Here is a 17,012-nt window from a genome sequence, read left to right on the forward strand (position 1 = left end):
TAGCTCACCAGTCGGTCTGGCCGGGGCAGTCGTCGGCGCAGCCGGGCGGTTCGACCTGCACCGTCGCGTGTTCGAGACCTCGGGCGGAGAGCACCGCCCTGGCATCGTCGAGCACCCGGTCGGAGTCCCCGCTACTGGTCAGGTGCGCGGTCACCATGTCCTTGCCCGGTACCAGGGTCCACACGTGCAGATCATGCACCTCGGTGACCCCGTCCACGGCGGCCAGCGCCGCTCGGAGTTCCTCGACATCGATGTGGGCGGGCGAGGATTCGGACAGGATCCGCAGCGCGGCGCGGGCCAGCCCGATCGCTCTGGGCAGCACCCAGAGTGCGACGAACACCGCCACCACGACGTCGGCGTACGGCCAGTGCGTCGTCACGTTCACGATGCCGGCGATCAGCACGCCGACGCTGCCGACGGTGTCGGCCACCACCTCCATGTAGGCGCCCTTGACGGCCAGGCTCTCCTCGGATTGCGAACGCAACAGCAGCACGACCGCGAAGTTGGCGACCAGGCCGGCGACGGCGACGACGATCATCGGAACGCCGGGGATCTCCGGCGCGCTGCCCAGCCGCTCGACCGCTTCGTAGAGGATGAACACCGCGACCCCGAGCAGCAGCACGGCGTTGGCGACGGCGGTGAATACCTCGGCCCGGTGCCACCCGTAGGTGCGGGCCGCCGAGGCCGGACCGTGGCGCGCCAGCAGCACGGCGGTCAGGCCCATGAACATGGCGACCAGGTCGGTCAGCATGTGTCCGGCGTCGGCCAGCAGGGCGATCGAATTGATCGTCAGCGCGGTCGTCAGCTCGATGACGAAGAACACGGTCAGGATGCCCGCGGCGATCAGCATCCGGCTCACCCGCGCGTCACCGCCGTGGCTGTGGTCGTGTCCGGCTCCCATGCGAGAAATATATGCAGAAAAGCGCATATGTCGCAAGCATTGGCCCTCCGCGTGACTGACGTCACGGAACTGACGGAAACGGAAATTTCTTGCCAAGTCGCTGCCGGACGGCGGGTAGCTGGCTAAGTTGATGTTTGCCAACCCGGGGGATGGACCGAGCCGGGGGGCAACGACGGAGGGGATCGCTGCCCCCCGTCTTGGTGCCCGGATCAGGTGAAGGCAGACCAGAACCGGGTCAGCTGCGAGCCGATCGAGGCCAGTCCGCCCGGCACTCCGGACAGATCGAAGAACCAGAACACCAGCCCGAAGAACCATTGGTTCAGGGCCGGAGCGAGCAGCAGAAGCAGCAGGAACAGGAAGCCGAATTGCTTGGCCGGCGCCACCGCACGCTGCGTCTCGGGGCTCAGATGCGGCTCGAGCGCCCCGTATCCGTCCAGGCCCGGAATCGGCAACAGGTTCAGCAGCAACGCGGTGATCTGCAGGAAACCCAGGAACGCCACCGCCGACCAGAACACGCCGTGGCCGTGGTCGTAGAACATCCGAGTCGCCGCCAGCAGGACGACGGCCAGCACGAGATTGGCCGCCGGACCGGCAAGGCTGACGATGCTGCGCTGACGCGGAGTCATGAACCAGGTGCGAACGTAGACGGCGCCACCCGGCAGCCCGATGCCGCCGAGGGCGATGAACAGCAGCGGCAAACCCAGCGACAGCAGCGGGCTGGAGTACTTCAGTGGGTTGAGGGTCAGATAGCCGCGAACCGCGACGTCGTGGTCGCCAAAGCGCCAGGCCGTGTACGCGTGGCCGAATTCGTGCAGGCACAGCGACACCAGCCAGCCGGCGATGACGAAAATGAACACCCCGACGTAGGCCAGCGGCCGCACGGTTTCGGCGGCCAGCCAGGCCAGCACCCCGCCGGCGACGGTGGTCGCGACGATCACCAGGAAGACGGGGCTGGGCCGCACCGACTGGCGCAACGGACGAACGCTCACCTCACGAAACTACCGGACACCCGCGATGACCTGCGGTCACGAGACCCGCAGCCAGCCGGTGGTGTGCCGGTAGAACGCCGAGCGCGTGACCTCACGGGGCAGCGCAACCCCGTCGCGCACCACCCGTGCGCCGGTGGTGCCCAGTTGAGCGGCACGGCCGGCCAGCCAGCGCCGCGGCCGCATCCGGCCGGTGAGCACCGTGGCCCGCAGCCCGGGCATCTCGGCTGTCGGCTCGATTCGCACGGCCGTCACCTCACCGTCGAACAACAGATCGTCGTCGACGACGGCTTCCCCCCGGATCACCCGGTCCTCGCCGGGTGGCAGCCAGAACGCGGCGTCCACGACCGCCGAACCGGTCTCATCGCGGATCAATGGAACGCGTTGAGCCACACCGGCAATCGCGCGCCGGGCACCCCGCCACCGAGGCACCTGCGCCACTTCCACATCGAGGCGGTCGATGCGCATCAGCCGGGTGAGGACCGCCGCCAGGTCGGCCGAAGATCCCACGACCACCACCCGCGACGCCCCCTGTGCCGCGGCGTCGATCCCGGCCACATCGTCGCCATCGTGGCAAGGCAGGGATGCCAGCGCGCGGGGCAGCCGGCGGCCCCCGAAACGCAACACGGCGATCTTGGTGTTGGTCAACGACACTCCTCGTGCTGCGCTCCGATAGGGTAGGTCACCGGCTGCACCACAATAAGCAGGAGAAACACCATGCCGGCAATCGTCCTCATCGGCGCCCAGTGGGGCGACGAGGGCAAAGGAAAAGCCACCGATCTGCTCGGTGGACGCGTGCGGTGGGTGGTGCGCTACCAGGGCGGTAACAACGCCGGGCACACCGTGGTCCTGCCCACGGGCGAGAACTTCGCCCTGCACCTCATCCCGTCGGGAATCCTGACCCCGGGCGTCACCAACGTCATCGGCAACGGTGTCGTCGTCGACCCGGGCGTGCTCTTGGGCGAGCTCGCCGGGCTGGAGGACCGCGGCGTCGACACCTCGGGGTTGCTGATCTCCGCCGACGCGCACCTGCTGATGCCCTATCACGTGGCCATTGACAAGGTGACCGAGCGCTACATGGGCAGCAAGAAGATCGGCACGACGGGTCGTGGCATCGGCCCGTGCTATCAGGACAAGATCGCCCGGATGGGCATCCGGGTGGCTGACGTCCTGGACAGCGACCTGCTCGCCGCCAAGATCGAGGCGTCGCTGGAGCTCAAGAACCAGGTGCTCGTCAAGATCTACAACCGCAAGGCGCTGGAGGCCGGCGAAGTACTCGACACGCTGCTGGCTCAGGCCGACGGCTTCAAGCACCGCATCGCCGACACCCGCCTGCAGCTCAACACCGCGCTGGAGGCCGGCGAGACGGTGCTGCTGGAGGGTTCGCAGGGCACGCTGCTCGACGTCGACCACGGCACCTATCCGTACGTCACGTCATCGAACCCCACCGCGGGCGGCGCCGCCGTCGGGTCAGGCATCGGGCCCACTCGGATCACCACCGTGCTCGGCATCCTGAAGGCGTACACCACCCGGGTCGGATCGGGACCGTTCCCCACCGAGCTGTTCGACGAGCACGGCGAGTACCTGGCCAAGACCGGCGGGGAGATCGGCGTAACCACCGGACGCCGCCGTCGCTGCGGTTGGTTCGACGCCGTGATCGCGCGTTACGCCACCCGGGTCAACGGCATCACCGACTACTTCCTGACGAAGCTCGACGTGCTGTCGAGCCTGGAGACGGTGCCGATCTGCGTCGGCTACACGATAGACGGCAAGCGCACCGACGAGATGCCGATGACCCAGAGCGACATCGCCCGCGCCGAGCCGATCTACGAAGAACTGCCCGGCTGGTGGGAGGACATCTCCGGCGCACGCGAGTTCGAGGATCTGCCGGTCAAGGCGCGTGAATACGTTTTGCGGCTGGAAGAGCTTGCTGGAGCCTATGTTTCGTGCATTGGTGTCGGCCCGGGCCGCGACCAGACGATCGTGCGTCGCGATGTGCTGGCCCCGCGATGACCGATCGCGACGAATACGACCTTGACCCTGACTACTACAAACACGGCGGCTTCCCGAGATTCGAAGTCGCCCAGCCCGGCCCGGGATTCGGCCGGTTCCTGACCGCGATGCGCCGGGTGCAGGACCTGGCCGTGTCGGCCGACCCTGACCCGGACACCTGGACCGCGGCCGCTGATCGCGCCGAAGAGCTGGTGCGATTGCTGGAGGACTTCGAAGCGCCCGAGGGGGTCGGCCCGGCCAATCGGGTGCCGAGCTTGCCCGGTGCCGGTAGCCTGCTGATGCCGCCCTACCGCGTCACCCAATTCGATTCCAACGCAGTGGAATTGACGGTCCGGTTCAGTCGGTTTCATGTCGGCGGCAACTACGCTGTGCACGGCGGGGTGCTGCCCCTGACGTTCGACTCGGTGTTCGGGATGGTCATCCACGCCACCGGGCGCCCGATCAGCCGAACCGCGTTTCTGCACGTCGACTACCGCAACGTCACCCCGATCGACACCGAGCTGACCGTTCGTGGCTGGCTACGAGAAGCCGAGGGCCGCAAGGCCTTCGTCAACGCAGAGATGAGAACGCCGGAGGGCACGCTCTGCGCCGAAGCGCACGGGTTGATGGTGCGTCTGCTGCCCGGGCAGCCTTGATGTCTGTCACCATGACCGGGTGACCGACTTCAGCAATGGCACCAAAAGCTCGTCAACCGTGAAAAGCCTGACCACACCCCGGGCGGCCGCGGCAGCGGGCGTCGCCTTCGCGTTGTTGTTCGGCGCCAACCTCATCCTGATCCGGTCGTCCCTGCCCGAAGGCGCCGAACCCGGTTCGCAGTGGCTTGATGCCGCCGGCGGCAAGATGAAGATCGCTGCCATGCTGATGCCGTTCGCCGGCATCAGCTTCCTGTGGTTCATCGGCGTCGTGCGCGACGGCCTTGGCCGGCTGGAAGACCGGTTCTTCGCCACCGTGTTCCTGGGCAGCGGCCTGTTGTTTCTGGCGATGATGTTCGTGACGAGTGCGATCGGGGCGGGTCTGGCCGCCGGAAACAACGCGCTGGGTCACGAGCTGCTCGGGCAATCCGAGGTGGCACTGTTCGGGCAGATGGTGGTGTTGGCGCTGTCCAAGACGTACGCGCTGCGGATGGCGGCGGTGTTCATGATCTCGTTGGCGACCATCTGGTTGCGGACTCGCCTGATGCCTCGCTGGCTGGTGTACACCAGCTATCTGCTCGCGGTGGCGCTGTTGATCGCCAGTGACATCAGCATGTGGCTGACGTTGAGCTTCCCGATCTGGGTGCTGGTGGTGAGTATCCTGCTACTCGCCCGTGCGGGAGTGTTCGAGGATCACCAGGCGAGCGCGAGCGAACGCAAACCGTAGATGAAGTGAAACGGCTTGAACTCGATTTCGTCGAACGGCCCGGCGAGTGTCAGTGCCGGGAATCGGCGCAGCAGGGCCGGGAACGCGATCCGCATCTCCATGCGGGCCAGCGGTGCACCCAGGCAGTGGTGGACGCCATGGCCGAATGCCAAGTGGCTCACGATATCTCGCTTGATGTTCAGTACATCGGGGTCATCGACGAACGAGGCGTCCCGGTTGCCGGACGCCAGGGACGCCAGCACCAGACTGCCTGCCGGTATCAGAACCCCCCCGACGTCGGTGTCGGTGGTGGTGAACCGGGGGATGCTGTTGTGCACGATCGACAGCCAGCGAAGCAGTTCCTCGACGGCGGGGGCAACCGCATCGGGGTCGTCGCGGACCGCGGCGAGCTGATCGGGGTTGCGTAGCAGCGCCAGAGTGCCCAAGCTCAGCATGTTCGATGTGGTTTCGTGGCCGGCGAGCAGCAGCAGTGCGGCGATACCGATCAGCTCGTCGTCGCTCAGTTCGGCACCGTGCTCGCGCACCAGCATGCCGAGCATGTCCTCACGGGGCGCGCGGCGGGCCGAGGCCACCAGTGCGCCCATGTACTCGCGGCCTTGGCGCACCAGCTCCAGGCGTTCGGGGATCGGGATGGACAGGTCGAGCTGGCGGGCGCTGCGGCGCTGGAAATCGTCGCGGTCGGCGTAGGGCACTCCGAGTAGCTCACAGATGACCAGCGACGGGATCGGCAGCGCGAACTCGGCCACCAGATCGGCTGGCGCACCGGCAGTCTCGAGCGCATTCAGCCGTGCCTCGACGATCTCGACGATGCGTGGCTCGAGCGCCTTCATCCTGCGCACGGTGAACTCGCCGGTCAACATTCGGCGCAGCCGGGTGTGCTGGGGCGGATCGAGCCCCAATAGGTTGCCCGCGCGGGCGCCGGCCTGTTCCTCCTCCGGGACTTGCGGGGCGCCGGGCACGATGAATCCCGGCGGTCTGGCGTTGGTGAAATGCTCGTGATCGGCCAGCACCGACTTGACATCGTCATAGCGGGTGATCAGGTAGACCTGCATGCCGAATGCGTTGACGGCAGTGACCACGCCGCTGCCCTCGCGGATATCGCGCAGTTCGGGTGTCGGGTCGAACCCGTTGCGCCGCATGTGCAGTGGTGGCAGCGCGGCGGCAGATGTCATCCCACGACGTTACGCGCCCTCTGCGGCGTCCAGCTCGGCGCGCGAGAACGCCGGCCACCAGATCGCCGGGCCGATCAGGGTGAACAGGGCCGGAATGACCACGGTGCGAACCACGAAGGTGTCCAACAGGATGCCCAGACCCACGATGATTCCCAGCTGGGTCAGCACGATCAACGGCAGCACGCCCAGCACGGTGAACACCGCCGCCAGCACGATGCCGGCGCTGGTGATCACGGCGCCGGTCGCCGACACCGCTCGCACGATCCCACCGCGGGTGCCGTACTGCGGTGTCTCCTCGCGAGCCCGGGTCACCAGGAAGATCGTGTAGTCCACGCCGAGTGCGACCAGGAACAGGAACGCGAACAGCGGTGTGGTGTTGTCCAGTGCGGGAAAGCCCAGCAGGTGCACGCTGACCCAACCGCCCAATCCAAGTGCGGCCATTGTCGACAGCACGGTGGCTCCCACCAGCACCAGCGGAGCGAGCGCTGCCCGCAGCAGGATGTACAGCACGGCGAGCACCACGACCAGGATGGCTGGAATCACCACCCAGCGGTCGCGGACCGCGGCATTCTTGGCATCCAGTGCCTGCGCGTCCGAGCCGCCCACCAACGCGCCGGGATCGGCTCGGTGGACTGAATTGCGCAGGGCGGCAATGCTATCGAATGCCGCGTCTGAGGCAGGCTCGGCAGTGAGCACGACCTGCCACTGGGTGAGCCCGGTAGTCGACTCGCCCGCGGGGTTGACCGACACGACGCCCGGGGTGGCCCGGATGGCCTGCTCGATTGCGGCGCCGGAGTCGGTGTGACCGATGACCCGGGTCGGGTCGGTGAGGCCGCTGGGGAAGTGGGCCGACAGGGTCCGGTAACCGGCCACCGAGTCGGCACTGACCCGGAACTGGTCGATCTGATTCAGCCCCACCGGGGTTGCCAGTAGTCCGGCGGCCAGTGCGATCAGCACTGCGGTGGAGGCGACGGTGACCCGGCCGGCATGATTCGACACCCAGTCCGCGACCCGGTGCCACGCGCCGGTGGCGGTGATCTGCTCCCCACCGGCGCGAGGGACGAACGGCCAGAACAACTTCGGGCCGAACAATGCCAGCAGTGGCGGTAGCATCAGCAACACGAACACGGCGGCGACCACCAGGCCGGAGGCGGCCTGGACACCAAGGCTGCGGGTGCTCGGTGATGACGCGAACAGCAGCGTCAGCAGGGCGAGCACGACCGTGGCATTGCTTGCCGCGATCGCCGGCCCGGCGAACCGGACCGCGGTGCGCAGGGCGCTGCGGTGATCGGGGGCTGACCGCAATTCCTCGCGGTAGCGCGAGATCAGCAGCAGCGCATAGTTCGTCCCCGCACCGAAGACCAGCACGCTCGTGATGCCCGACGTGGAACCGTCGGCGGCCATGCCGGTCGCTTCGGCGATGGCGGAGCCCAGCACCGCGGCGACCCGATCGGCGAACGCGATGACCAGAAGGGGTACCAGCCACAGCACGGGCGAGCGGTAGGTGATGATCAGCAGCAACGCGACCACCGCGCCGGTAACGGCCAGCAGGGTGATGTTGGCGCCCGAGAACGCGTTGGCGATGTCGGCGCCGAACGCCGGACCGCCGGTGACATTGACCGCAAGGCCGTCCGGCAGTCCGGATTTGGCCGCGTCCCGCAGCGACTTGACTTCATCGTTGAGCGCGAAGCCGGACAGCGTCGCATCGACCGGCACCGGTGCCAACGCCGCCTTGCCGTCTTCGGAGGCGGTCACCGGGATGGGCGGACCGCCCTTGCCGGTGATGGCGATCATCCGGACTCGCGCGGCGTCGGCGGCGGCCAGGTCGGCCGGTGTCAGCGCCGCGCCGTCGGACCGGCTGACGACGAGGATCACCGGGGCCGCCCCGCCGCCGGGGAAGTCCTTGAGCAGCGCAGCTGCCTTCGCCGATTCGGCGCTGGTCGGCAGCGCGACCGGCGACTGGTCGGCCGAGGAACCCTGACCGATGACGCCCATCAGGCCGCCACCGATCACCGCGATGAGCAGGGCTAATAGCCAAGAATGTCGGTTGCTGACGAGCTCGCCGATGCGATCCCATACGGGACGCCGGCCGTCGAGTCCTCGGTGCATGACACCAAGATAGCTTCAATTTCTTAACATTTCATCTACTTAACGGATATCCTCGGCACATGGACTCATCCGGCCGGCCCGCTCTGGAGTCCGCCGTGGTCGCCGACGTCCAGGCGCTGTCGGCCGAGTCCGACCAGATCGGGCGGGCGTTCGCCGGGATCCACCGGCTATCGGCCAATGACTTCCGCGCACTGGTGCATGTGATGGTCGCCGAGAACGCCGGTACTCCGCTGACCGCCGGCGAGCTGCGCACCCGAATGGGACTGTCGGGGGCGGCTATCACCTACCTGGTCGAGCGGATGATCGAATCCGGCCACCTGCGGCGGGACTCGGATCCGGCCGACCGACGCAAGGTGATCCTGCGCTACGCCGATCACGGCATCGAGGTGGGTCGGGCGTTCTTCACACCGCTGGCCACCCACACCCATCGCGCCATGGCGGAACTGCCCGATGGGGATCTCGCGGCAGCGCACCGAGTCTTCACCGCGGTTCTCGAAGCGATGACCGCGTTCCGCGCCGATCTGCGTTCATAGCCGGTCACTTGCCGGTCGCGTTATTTTTGCCGACTTTGCTGCGGGCCATGCTGAAGTAGGCAAAACTATTGGCGTCTAACGGGTCTTGGGGAATCGGGTGCTTATGAATCGAGCCAGACAACTCTGCGTGGGAGTCGCCGCCGCGGGCATCTTCGGCCTGGGGACTACGGTCGCCACCGCGGTTGCCTACGCCGACTCGACCGAATCCAACGCGAGCCCGTCGACCAGTTCCTCGAAAACCAACACGGCAAGTGCCGGACCGAAGGCCCGCGCGCGCTCGCAGAATCTGTCATCTCAGCCGGCGACGAAGGCAAGAAGCGCCGGCACGGTCAACGAGCCGGCGGCGGCGACGGCCAGCCGAAAAGCGGCTCGTACTGCGACACCGCCCGCGGCAGAGGCGCTTTCGTTGGCTCTGTCGACGTTGGGCGTCACGCCGGTGACCTCGGCCGGCGGAGCCTCGAACCCGGCATCGCCCGGGCTTGCGCGTAGCCGCCGTGGCGCTGTCATCACCGCGACGGCATTGCCGGCGGCCGGTAGTGACGGATCGGTCAACACCCTGGGGGTCAGCACTCCAACGCACGTGCTGGTGATCGGAATCGACGGCACCAACCTCAGCGCGATCCTGGCAGACCCCGCCAATGTGAACCTGCAGGCCCTGATGTACGGCGGGACCACCGCCGCGTCGACGATCGTCGGACACACCACGATCTCCAACCCCTCGTGGACGGGAATTCTCACGGGCGTGTGGGGGGAGACTGCCGGCGTCATCAACAACGTCTTCACGCCGTGGACCTACAACACCTGGCCGACGATCTTCAATCGGCTCGAGGAGTTCGACTCGACGATCAAGACCACCGCGATCGCCGACTGGGAGAACATCGCCCAGATTGCCGGCGCCGGTGCGCTGCCCGCGGACCTGATCAAGTTCTTCCCGAAGTACAACAACAGCTGGCTGGACACCGACGATCTGGTGGGCCAGGCGTCCGTCGAAGCGATCAAGGGCACCACGGCCGGCACGTCGAGCTTCCAGTTCAGCTACTTCGTCGGGGTCGACAACACCGGGCACGAGTTCGACGCCGGCTCACAGGAGTACCGCGACGCGCTGCGCAACGTCGACGCGAACGTCGGTGACATCATGAAGGAGGTCAACCTCTGGAATGCTGCGCATCCGATGGAGAAGTGGACGGTGCTCGTGACCACCGACCACGGCCAGGTGCCCTGGCCGACCATCCGCATCGGGTCCGACATGCGCGCGCACGGTTTCCAAACACCCTGGGAGACGACGACGTTCGTGATCGCGAACGGTACCGGCTTCACCGCGGGCGCGATCAACAACACCTACCTCAATATCGACGTCGCGCCGACGGTGGCGGCGCTGTTCGGTCTGACTTTCTCAGCCGAGGGCATGCCCCTGATGGACCGTTCCGCGAATGATTACAAGCCGGTCGCGGCAGGCCAGGCAGCGCTCAATCAGGCCCTCACCGACGCGATCGCCATGTACGGCTATCCCGACATCGCCACCAACGTGGCGCTGGTCGTCCGGACCATCGCGGCCACCATCCCGTACGTGGTGTACACCCTGTTCAACGGCCTCACCGCGGACATGTCGTCACCGCTGAAGCTGCCGATCCAGTTCGTCGGCGCGGTCCTCTATCAGCTGACCAACATCCCGGCGCAGATCATCGCGCGGCTGACCGGCGTGACCGGCAACCAGATCATCCCGCCGGACCTGTGGCCCTACACGCCGGTGCCCGGCGTGCAACCGCTGCCGCCGGTGGCCGGGGTGCCTGCCCCGGAGGCCATCGCCGTCTGAGCGCACGGCGCCGTCCCGGGTCGCTGTGTTCGTGCCCGCCGGTGTCAGCAGCCCCTGGTTAGGTGGGGGCGTGCTCGACACCGTCGCCGTGGAGAACTATCGGTCGCTGCGCCGCCTGATCCTGCCGCTGCGCGGCCTCAACGTCGTCACCGGCCCGAACGGCTCCGGTAAGTCCAGCCTGTACCGGGCGCTACGGCTGCTGGCCGATTCGGCGCGCAACGGCGCGGTCAACGCGCTGGCCCGGGAGGGCGGGCTGAGTTCGACGATGTGGGCGGGGCCGGGTGACAAGGGTCCGGTCAGCCTCAAGTTGGGCTTTGCCGGTGAGGATTTCGGCTACGCCGTGGACTTCGGCATGCCGCAGGAGACGAAGACGGCGTTCAATCTGGACCCCGAGATCAAGTCGGAGACCGTCTGGGCGGGTGCGGCGCTGCGACCCTCGACGCTGCTGGCCCAACGGTCGGTGCGAACGGTCCTGCTCCGCGATGTCGACGACGGCTGGCGCACGGCGGGGACGCTGCGGCCGTTCGACAGCATGCTCAGCGAACTCGCCGACCCGCAGGCAGCGCCCGAGCTGCTGGCACTGCGTGAGCGGGTCCGGTCCTGGCGGTTCTACGACCATGTCCGCACCGACAGCGACGCGCCCGCCCGGCAGCCCCAGATCGGCACGCGGACAATGATGTTGAGCCATGACGGTGCGGACCTGGCCGCTGCACTGCAAACCATCTCGGAGATCGGCGACGCCAGTGCGCTGGCCGAGGCGGTGGACAACGCGTTCCCCGGCAGCACGGTGCAGATCCGCACCGACGGCCGCTTCGAGGTGATGCTCCGCCAGCCCGGCATGCTGCGCGCCCTCACCGCGGCCGAGCTTTCCGACGGCACGCTGCGCTACCTGCTGTGGGTCGCCGCTCTGCTCACCCCGCGACCGGCCGAGTTGACCGTGCTCAATGAACCGGAGTCCAGCCTGCACCCCGACCTGTTGCCCGCACTGGCCGCGCTCATCGCGCGGTCCGCGGAACGTTCGCAGATCGTCGTCGTCACCCATTCCGGCGCGTTGGTCGCAGCATTGCGCGCCCATCAGCCCGACGTCAGCGCGATCGAACTCACCAAAGACGAGGGCCGGACCGCGATCGTCGGACAGGGCCTGCTCGACGAGCCGCCCTGGCACTGGCCTGCGCGGGGATGAGCCCACCTATCCTTGGGCATCATGCGGGTGATGCTGGTCGGGTCGGGTGAGCTGAGTCGCGAATTGGTGCTGGCGTTCCAGCGGCTCGGAGCCGAGGTGATCGCCGTCGATCGGTACGCCGACGCACCCGCTCACGAGGTCGCCGACGAGGCGCTGGTCGTGAAGATCACCGACCCCGAAGAGCTGACCGCCGCCATCGCCCGCGTCGAACCGGCCTACATCGTCGTCGACACCAACGCCGTAGCCATCGACGCGCTGCGCGCGGCGGCCGACAGCGGCACCACCCAGGTGGTGCCGGGCGTCTACGCCACCCAGCTGAGCTTGGACCGGGAGGGGATGCGGCGGCTGGCCGCCGACGAGCTGGGCCTGCCGACCGCGCCGTTCTGGTTCGCCGGGTCGGTCGACGAGCTGACCGCCGTCGCGGACCACGCCGGCTTCCCACTGGTGGTGAAACCGGTGATCGGGGTGCCCGGCCAAGGCCAGTCGGTGCTGCTGCGCCCCGACGACGTCGAGCCCGCATGGCAACGCGCTGTCGTGGCCGGCGGGCGGGTACCGCACAACCGAGTGCTGGCCGAGACCGTCGTCGAGATCGACTATGCGGTCACCTTGCTGACGGTGCGGACCGACGGTCCAGCCGGACCGACCCTGCACTTCTGCGAGCCGATCGGGCATCGTCAGGTCGACGGTGGAGTTCTGGAGTCCTGGCAGCCGCAGCAGATGACGGTGGCAGCGCTGGGCGCGGCGAAGTCGGTGGCCGCCCGGATCGTGCGGGCGCTCGGCGGTCGCGGGGTGTTCGGGGTGGAACTCCTGGTCCGCGGTGACGAGGTGTACTTCTCCGACGTCAGCGTCCGCCCGTATGACAGCGGCTTGGTCACGCTGCGAACCCAGCGCTTGTCGGAATTCGAGCTGCATGCCCGTGCCGTTCTGGGATTGACGGTGGACACCATCATGATTTCGCCCGGCGCAGCCGAGGTCACCTACGGCGGTGCCGAGGAGAGCGCCGGCAGTGCGGACATCAACCCGGCGATTCTGGCCGAGGCGCTGGTCGTCCCGGAGAGCGACGTGCGGCTGTTGGGTCGGCACGAGGGAGGCGCGCGATTGCGGCTCGGGGTCGCGTTGGCCACTGCCTCCGACGTCACCACCGCCCGCGATCGGGTGCGGCAGGTGTCGACCGCATTGCACCGGGTGTGGCAGCCGTGACCGAGCGCGAGGACGACGGCGCCAGTCCGATGCCGATTCTGATCGCCCTGGGCGTAGCGGTGCTCGTGCTTGCCGCGGTGGGGATCGCTTGGCTGGTCGACAAGAAGCCGATGAGCGAGGACGTCTTGGTCGGGCGCGCCGCCGTCGGCCAGAACGACGCACTGCAGCGCGACAACTACTCGGACTTCCGCAAGTACACCTGCGCCGCCCAGCAGGGAGTCGAAGCGGATGTTCTTGCCGGCCAACACAAGTCGAAGGACGCCCACGGTGCGCGGTACGTCGACGACATCACCGATGTGAAGATCGACGGTGACAAGGCCACCGCGACCGTCACTTACCACTTCGAGCACGCGGCCGGCGCCTTGCTCAAGACGCCGATGACCTTCGCCCGCGAGAACGGGGAATGGACGGTCTGCTCGCCGGGGCCGGTCTAGGTGCGCTCGGTTCGCGCCAGGTAGTTGTGGGAGACTCGGGCACGTGAGCTATGCAGGAGATATCACCCCTGAGGAGAGCTGGAAGCTGCTCAGCGAGAACCCCGACGCGGTGCTGGTGGACTGCCGCACCGACGCCGAATGGCGATGGGTCGGTGTGCCCGATCTGACCAGCCTGGGCCGCAACGTCGTGTTCGTCGAGTGGAACCGCAGCAACGGTCAGCGCAACGAGGACTTCGTCGCCGAGCTGAACGCCGCGGGTGTCACGCCCGGTGATCGTCCGGTGGTGTTTATCTGTCGCTCCGGCAACCGTTCCATCCCGGCGGCCGAGACGGCGACCGCCGCCGGGATCGCGCCGTCTTACAACATGCTCGACGGCTTCGAAGGCCAGCTCGACGGAGAAGGCCATCGGGGCAGTAATGGCTGGCGCGCACTGGGTCTGCCCTGGAAGCAGTCATGACCGACGAGGTGCCTTCGGTTCGCATACCCGCGCCGCTGCCCGACGGTGTCAGCCAGGCGACCCTGGGGGTGCGGGGTGGCCTGCTGCGCTCCGAGTTCGAGGAGACCGCCGAGGGGATGTACCTCACCTCGGGCTACGTGTACTCCTCGGCGGCCGAGGCGGAGAAGGCATTCACCGGCGAGATCGACCGGTATGTCTACTCCCGCTACGGCAATCCGACGATCTCGATGTTCGAGGAACGGCTGCGGCTGATCGAGGGCGCGCCTGCCGCGTTCGCGACCGCGTCTGGCATGGCCGCGGTGTTCACCTCACTGGGCGCGCTGCTGGGCGCCGGCGACCGGTTGGTGGCGGCGCGCAGCCTGTTCGGCTCGTGCTTCGTGGTGTGCAACGAAATCCTGCCGCGCTGGGGCGTGGAGACCGTCTTCGTCGACGGCGATGACCTGTCGCAGTGGGAGGAGGCGCTGTCCAAGCCGACGCAGGCAGTGTTCTTCGAGACCCCGTCAAACCCCATGCAGTCGCTGGTCGACATCGCCGCGGTCTCCGAGATGGCACACTCTGCCGGAGCAAAAGTGGTGTTGGACAACGTCTTTGCTACTCCGCTGCTGCAGCAGGGCTTCCCGCTCGGTGCGGACGTGGTGGTGTACTCGGGCACCAAACACATCGACGGTCAGGGTCGGGTGCTCGGCGGGGCGATCCTCGGTGACAGGGAATACATCGACGGACCGGTGCAGAAGCTGATGCGCCACACCGGTCCCGCACTGTCGGCGTTCAACGCCTGGGTGCTGCTGAAGGGTCTGGAGACGATGGCGGTGCGGGTGGACTACTCGAACCGTTCCGCGCAGCGGATCGCCGAATTCCTGCAAGCCCAGCCGGGTGTGAACTGGGTGAAATACCCATTCCTGGAATCACATCCGCAGTTCGACCTGGCCAAGCGCCAGATGCGTGGCGGCGGCACCGTGGTCACCTTCGAATTGGACGGCGGCAAGTCGCGGGCTTTCGAGGTGCTCGACAAGCTTCAGATCATCGACATCTCGAACAACCTCGGTGACGCCAAGACGCTGATCACCCATCCGGCGACCACCACACATCGCGCGATGGGTCCGGAGGGCCGGGCCTCGATCGGGCTCGGCGACGGCGTGGTCCGGATCTCGGTGGGGTTGGAAGGAACCGAGGATTTGATCACCGACCTGGAACGTGCGCTGGGCTGACGTGTCCCGAAAATCCGACGCCAAGAAGGCCCGTCGCAAGAAGCGGCAGATCGTCCGCGACCAGCGCTGGCTTCCTGGTGACCTGAAGGACACTGTCGACGACATCGATGTCGAACTCGCCCAGGCGGTCGAGACATTCGACGAGTGGCTGGTTGCCCGCGGCTGGACGTTCGACGCCGAGTTCTCCACCGAGACTTTGATCAGCTGGTTCTTCGAACCGTCGGCCGCCGCGGTGGCCGACGAGCGTTACGAGCCGGTCACGCGGATCTGGATCACCGCGTCCGGCGAGGACGACGACTTCCCCGAGGGCGTCAAGGCGGTACTGGTCGGCACCGGCGAAGAGCAGGGCGCGCTCTACAGTGTCGCACCGGAAGTGCTTCTCGCCCAGATCGATTCGATCGAGAGCTATCGGCCCGGCGGCGCCGTGCCGGTGCTGGCTTAGTCAAAACAGCAACAGGGCGGCCGTGACCAGCATGACGACGGCCGTGGCGCCGTGCACGCCGAGGCTGATTGATCTCGGACCGTTGTCGCGGTGCACGATGAGCGCGTCGGCGACCGGGATCATCGTGGCGGCCAGAATGATCCAGCCAAGTAGATGTGCGGCGCCGGCAATCATGAGGATGATCACGAAAATCCCCGATGCGATATCGCGCACCCCCTTGACGTAGAGGTAGGCGCTTACGGCTGGCTGGCGTGGATCGGCCGGAACACCGTAGCCGGCCGCAGCGACGCGGGGGGCGACGATGAACCGCGCGCCGATGACGATGATGGCCGCTGCGATGAGCCCGGAAAGCGCGTAGCCGATGGTGATGGTCATGATGAAAACCTCTCGTATATCAGTGAATTGGGTCGAGCAGAATGGCTTCGACATCGACGATTCCGCGGGTGTCGAAGCCGGCCATGTCGGCAGCGAACTCGGGGCTTGCCATGATGCGCTGTGCGAGTTTGTCGGGATCGGCGTCGGCCGGGTAGCGAATGAGCGCCACGAGCCGGTGTGCGCCGCCGGATCGCTCCGCCCACACCGCTTGGGTGCTGACCCCGAAAGTGAGGAAGGTGTCCAGGTGCCGATCCCAGTGCACCGTCGCGTATTGCTGCAACGCCTCGGCTGACCGGAGGGTGTAGATCCGCAGCTGATACATGGTCAAATCGCCAGTGCTACACAGAGAGCGGCGATCGCGAGGCCTTGCAGGGCCGCCCGAGCGTTGATGACGCGATCCCACTTCGCTTGCAGCGCACGTGCGTTCGGAAGCAGGTGGCCGCTGACTGCGGCCGCCGTCAGCTGGCGATTGATCGGTGCGCTCACCCGTGCGTAGATGATGAGCCAAATCAGCAGCAGGACCACTGCGATCCCTGCCGCCGTTGCCTGCGCACGGTGTCCGCTCATCGCGGCGAGCACCGCACAAGCCGTGGCGGCGAGCACGCCGAGCACGCCGGGCGCCGGCATGCGGCGGTCTCCGTATTGGTGCACGCGGCCGGTGACCACCACGAGGGCATCGTCGTCGACGGCCGCCAGGGCTGGTTTGAGCACCATCGCGCAGAACACATCGGTGCCATAGACCACGGCGGTAGCCAGCACCGCGACCACTGCCGTGCTGTTGGTGATGAGGGTGAAATCCATGTCGCGCTCCGATCAGACGTAGGTGT

The 17,012-nt window shown here is 67.3% G+C and carries 20 protein-coding genes; 11 read left to right on the top strand and 9 right to left on the bottom strand.

Annotation, left to right across the window (positions count from 1 at the left end):
• Positions 1 to 4: 4 nt before the first annotated feature.
• From AB431_RS02990 to AB431_RS03000, 3 genes are all read right to left on the bottom strand, one after another.
• On the bottom strand, positions 5 to 901 hold the full coding sequence (locus AB431_RS02990) for a cation diffusion facilitator family transporter (protein WP_047328691.1): 897 nt from the start codon (positions 899 to 901) through the stop codon (positions 5 to 7).
• 209 nt (positions 902 to 1,110) lie between these two features.
• Positions 1,111 to 1,890, bottom strand: a complete 780-nt coding sequence (locus AB431_RS02995) for a site-2 protease family protein (protein ID WP_047328692.1) — start codon at positions 1,888 to 1,890, stop codon at positions 1,111 to 1,113.
• A 36-nt stretch (positions 1,891 to 1,926) separates the two neighbouring features.
• Positions 1,927 to 2,535: a hypothetical protein gene (locus tag AB431_RS03000; RefSeq protein WP_047333021.1), complete on the bottom strand. Its 609-nt coding sequence runs from the start codon at positions 2,533 to 2,535 to the stop codon at positions 1,927 to 1,929.
• Positions 2,536 to 2,604: 69 nt separating this feature from the next.
• Here AB431_RS03000 and AB431_RS03005 point away from each other — a divergent pair, with 69 nt between their 5' ends.
• Genes AB431_RS03005 through AB431_RS03015 form a run of 3 tightly spaced genes read left to right on the top strand, consistent with a single transcriptional unit; the run spans position 2,605 to position 5,259 of the window.
• Positions 2,605 to 3,900: an adenylosuccinate synthase gene (locus tag AB431_RS03005; RefSeq protein WP_047328693.1), complete on the top strand. Its 1,296-nt coding sequence runs from the start codon at positions 2,605 to 2,607 to the stop codon at positions 3,898 to 3,900.
• Positions 3,897 to 4,535, top strand: coding sequence for a PaaI family thioesterase (locus tag AB431_RS03010; protein WP_047328694.1), 639 nt, complete (start codon positions 3,897 to 3,899; stop codon positions 4,533 to 4,535). The genes AB431_RS03005 and AB431_RS03010 overlap by 4 nt, the downstream gene beginning before the upstream one ends.
• Before the next feature lie 19 nt (positions 4,536 to 4,554).
• A complete protein-coding gene (locus AB431_RS03015) occupies positions 4,555 to 5,259 on the top strand; it encodes a hypothetical protein (protein ID WP_235435811.1) in 705 nt (234 codons plus the stop codon).
• Here AB431_RS03015 and AB431_RS03020 read toward each other — a convergent pair.
• Together AB431_RS03020 and AB431_RS03025 are read right to left on the bottom strand one after the other, a co-directional pair.
• Positions 5,226 to 6,431: a cytochrome P450 gene (locus AB431_RS03020; RefSeq protein WP_047328695.1), complete on the bottom strand. Its 1,206-nt coding sequence runs from the start codon at positions 6,429 to 6,431 to the stop codon at positions 5,226 to 5,228. The genes AB431_RS03015 and AB431_RS03020 overlap by 34 nt on opposite strands.
• 9 nt (positions 6,432 to 6,440) lie before the next feature.
• Complete coding sequence (locus AB431_RS03025) at positions 6,441 to 8,540, bottom strand: MMPL family transporter (protein ID WP_082135531.1); 2,100 nt, start codon at positions 8,538 to 8,540, stop codon at positions 6,441 to 6,443.
• A gap of 59 nt (positions 8,541 to 8,599) precedes the next feature.
• On the opposite strand from AB431_RS03025, the gene AB431_RS03030 reads away from it, so the two are divergent.
• Entirely contained in the window at positions 8,600 to 9,073 is a 474-nt protein-coding gene (locus tag AB431_RS03030) for a MarR family winged helix-turn-helix transcriptional regulator (RefSeq protein WP_047328696.1), read from the top strand.
• A gap of 294 nt (positions 9,074 to 9,367) precedes the next feature.
• Here the strand turns inward: AB431_RS03030 and AB431_RS30725 are convergent, their stop codons facing one another.
• On the bottom strand, positions 9,368 to 9,643 hold the full coding sequence (locus tag AB431_RS30725; RefSeq protein ID WP_052960169.1) for a hypothetical protein: 276 nt from the start codon (positions 9,641 to 9,643) through the stop codon (positions 9,368 to 9,370).
• 16 nt (positions 9,644 to 9,659) lie between these two features.
• On the opposite strand from AB431_RS30725, the gene AB431_RS03035 reads away from it, so the two are divergent.
• The 7 genes from AB431_RS03035 to AB431_RS03065 all read left to right on the top strand — a co-directional run bounded on the left by AB431_RS03035 (position 9,660) and on the right by AB431_RS03065 (position 15,810).
• On the top strand, positions 9,660 to 10,886 hold the full coding sequence (locus AB431_RS03035; RefSeq protein WP_158423505.1) for an alkaline phosphatase family protein: 1,227 nt from the start codon (positions 9,660 to 9,662) through the stop codon (positions 10,884 to 10,886).
• Positions 10,887 to 10,956: 70 nt separating this feature from the next.
• The gene (locus AB431_RS03040; protein ID WP_047333025.1) at positions 10,957 to 12,069 is read left to right on the top strand and encodes an AAA family ATPase; all 1,113 of its coding nucleotides are present in this window, start codon (positions 10,957 to 10,959) and stop codon (positions 12,067 to 12,069) included.
• 21 nt (positions 12,070 to 12,090) lie between these two features.
• Positions 12,091 to 13,269 carry a formate-dependent phosphoribosylglycinamide formyltransferase gene (gene purT / locus AB431_RS03045; RefSeq protein WP_047333026.1) on the top strand — a complete coding sequence of 393 codons (1,179 nt, stop codon included), beginning with the start codon at positions 12,091 to 12,093 and terminating at the stop codon, positions 13,267 to 13,269.
• Positions 13,266 to 13,703 (top strand): lumazine-binding protein, encoded by a 438-nt coding sequence (locus AB431_RS03050; RefSeq protein ID WP_200902690.1) that lies wholly within the window; start codon positions 13,266 to 13,268, stop codon positions 13,701 to 13,703. Before purT ends, AB431_RS03050 begins: the two co-directional genes overlap by 4 nt.
• 43 nt (positions 13,704 to 13,746) lie before the next feature.
• On the top strand, positions 13,747 to 14,160 hold the full coding sequence (locus AB431_RS03055) for a rhodanese-like domain-containing protein (RefSeq protein WP_047328697.1): 414 nt from the start codon (positions 13,747 to 13,749) through the stop codon (positions 14,158 to 14,160).
• Entirely contained in the window at positions 14,157 to 15,368 is a 1,212-nt protein-coding gene (locus AB431_RS03060) for an O-succinylhomoserine sulfhydrylase (protein WP_047328698.1), read from the top strand. The genes AB431_RS03055 and AB431_RS03060 overlap by 4 nt, the downstream gene beginning before the upstream one ends.
• Position 15,369: 1 nt before the next feature.
• Positions 15,370 to 15,810 (top strand): hypothetical protein, encoded by a 441-nt coding sequence (locus AB431_RS03065; protein ID WP_047333028.1) that lies wholly within the window; start codon positions 15,370 to 15,372, stop codon positions 15,808 to 15,810.
• Here the strand turns inward: AB431_RS03065 and AB431_RS03070 are convergent, their stop codons facing one another.
• Genes AB431_RS03070 through AB431_RS03080 form a run of 3 tightly spaced genes read right to left on the bottom strand, consistent with a single transcriptional unit; the run spans position 15,811 to position 16,986 of the window.
• Complete coding sequence (locus AB431_RS03070; RefSeq protein WP_047328699.1) at positions 15,811 to 16,185, bottom strand: DUF4267 domain-containing protein; 375 nt, start codon at positions 16,183 to 16,185, stop codon at positions 15,811 to 15,813.
• A 19-nt stretch (positions 16,186 to 16,204) separates the two neighbouring features.
• Complete coding sequence (locus AB431_RS03075) at positions 16,205 to 16,507, bottom strand: NIPSNAP family protein (protein WP_047328700.1); 303 nt, start codon at positions 16,505 to 16,507, stop codon at positions 16,205 to 16,207.
• A 2-nt stretch (positions 16,508 to 16,509) separates the two neighbouring features.
• Positions 16,510 to 16,986 carry a DUF1772 domain-containing protein gene (locus AB431_RS03080; RefSeq protein WP_047328701.1) on the bottom strand — a complete coding sequence of 159 codons (477 nt, stop codon included), beginning with the start codon at positions 16,984 to 16,986 and terminating at the stop codon, positions 16,510 to 16,512.
• Positions 16,987 to 17,012 lie beyond the last annotated feature (26 nt).

Source organism: Mycobacterium sp. EPa45, from assembly GCF_001021385.1.
Classification (GTDB): domain Bacteria; phylum Actinomycetota; class Actinomycetes; order Mycobacteriales; family Mycobacteriaceae; genus Mycobacterium.

Excerpts from the sequence above, each read along its gene's own strand:
- AB431_RS02990 (WP_047328691.1), bottom strand. The coding sequence starts at position 901 with ATGGGAGCCGGACACGACCACAGCCACGGCGGTGACGCGCGGGTGAGC.
- AB431_RS03005 (WP_047328693.1), top strand. The coding sequence starts at position 2,605 with ATGCCGGCAATCGTCCTCATCGGCGCCCAGTGGGGCGACGAGGGCAAA.
- AB431_RS03010 (WP_047328694.1), top strand. The coding sequence starts at position 3,897 with ATGACCGATCGCGACGAATACGACCTTGACCCTGACTACTACAAACAC.
- AB431_RS03020 (WP_047328695.1), bottom strand. The coding sequence starts at position 6,431 with ATGACATCTGCCGCCGCGCTGCCACCACTGCACATGCGGCGCAACGGG.
- AB431_RS03025 (WP_082135531.1), bottom strand. The coding sequence starts at position 8,540 with ATGCACCGAGGACTCGACGGCCGGCGTCCCGTATGGGATCGCATCGGC.
- AB431_RS03030 (WP_047328696.1), top strand. The coding sequence starts at position 8,600 with ATGGACTCATCCGGCCGGCCCGCTCTGGAGTCCGCCGTGGTCGCCGAC.
- purT (WP_047333026.1), top strand. The coding sequence starts at position 12,091 with ATGCGGGTGATGCTGGTCGGGTCGGGTGAGCTGAGTCGCGAATTGGTG.
- AB431_RS03060 (WP_047328698.1), top strand. The coding sequence starts at position 14,157 with ATGACCGACGAGGTGCCTTCGGTTCGCATACCCGCGCCGCTGCCCGAC.
- AB431_RS03070 (WP_047328699.1), bottom strand. The coding sequence starts at position 16,185 with ATGACCATCACCATCGGCTACGCGCTTTCCGGGCTCATCGCAGCGGCC.
- AB431_RS03075 (WP_047328700.1), bottom strand. The coding sequence starts at position 16,507 with ATGTATCAGCTGCGGATCTACACCCTCCGGTCAGCCGAGGCGTTGCAG.
- AB431_RS03080 (WP_047328701.1), bottom strand. The coding sequence starts at position 16,986 with ATGGATTTCACCCTCATCACCAACAGCACGGCAGTGGTCGCGGTGCTG.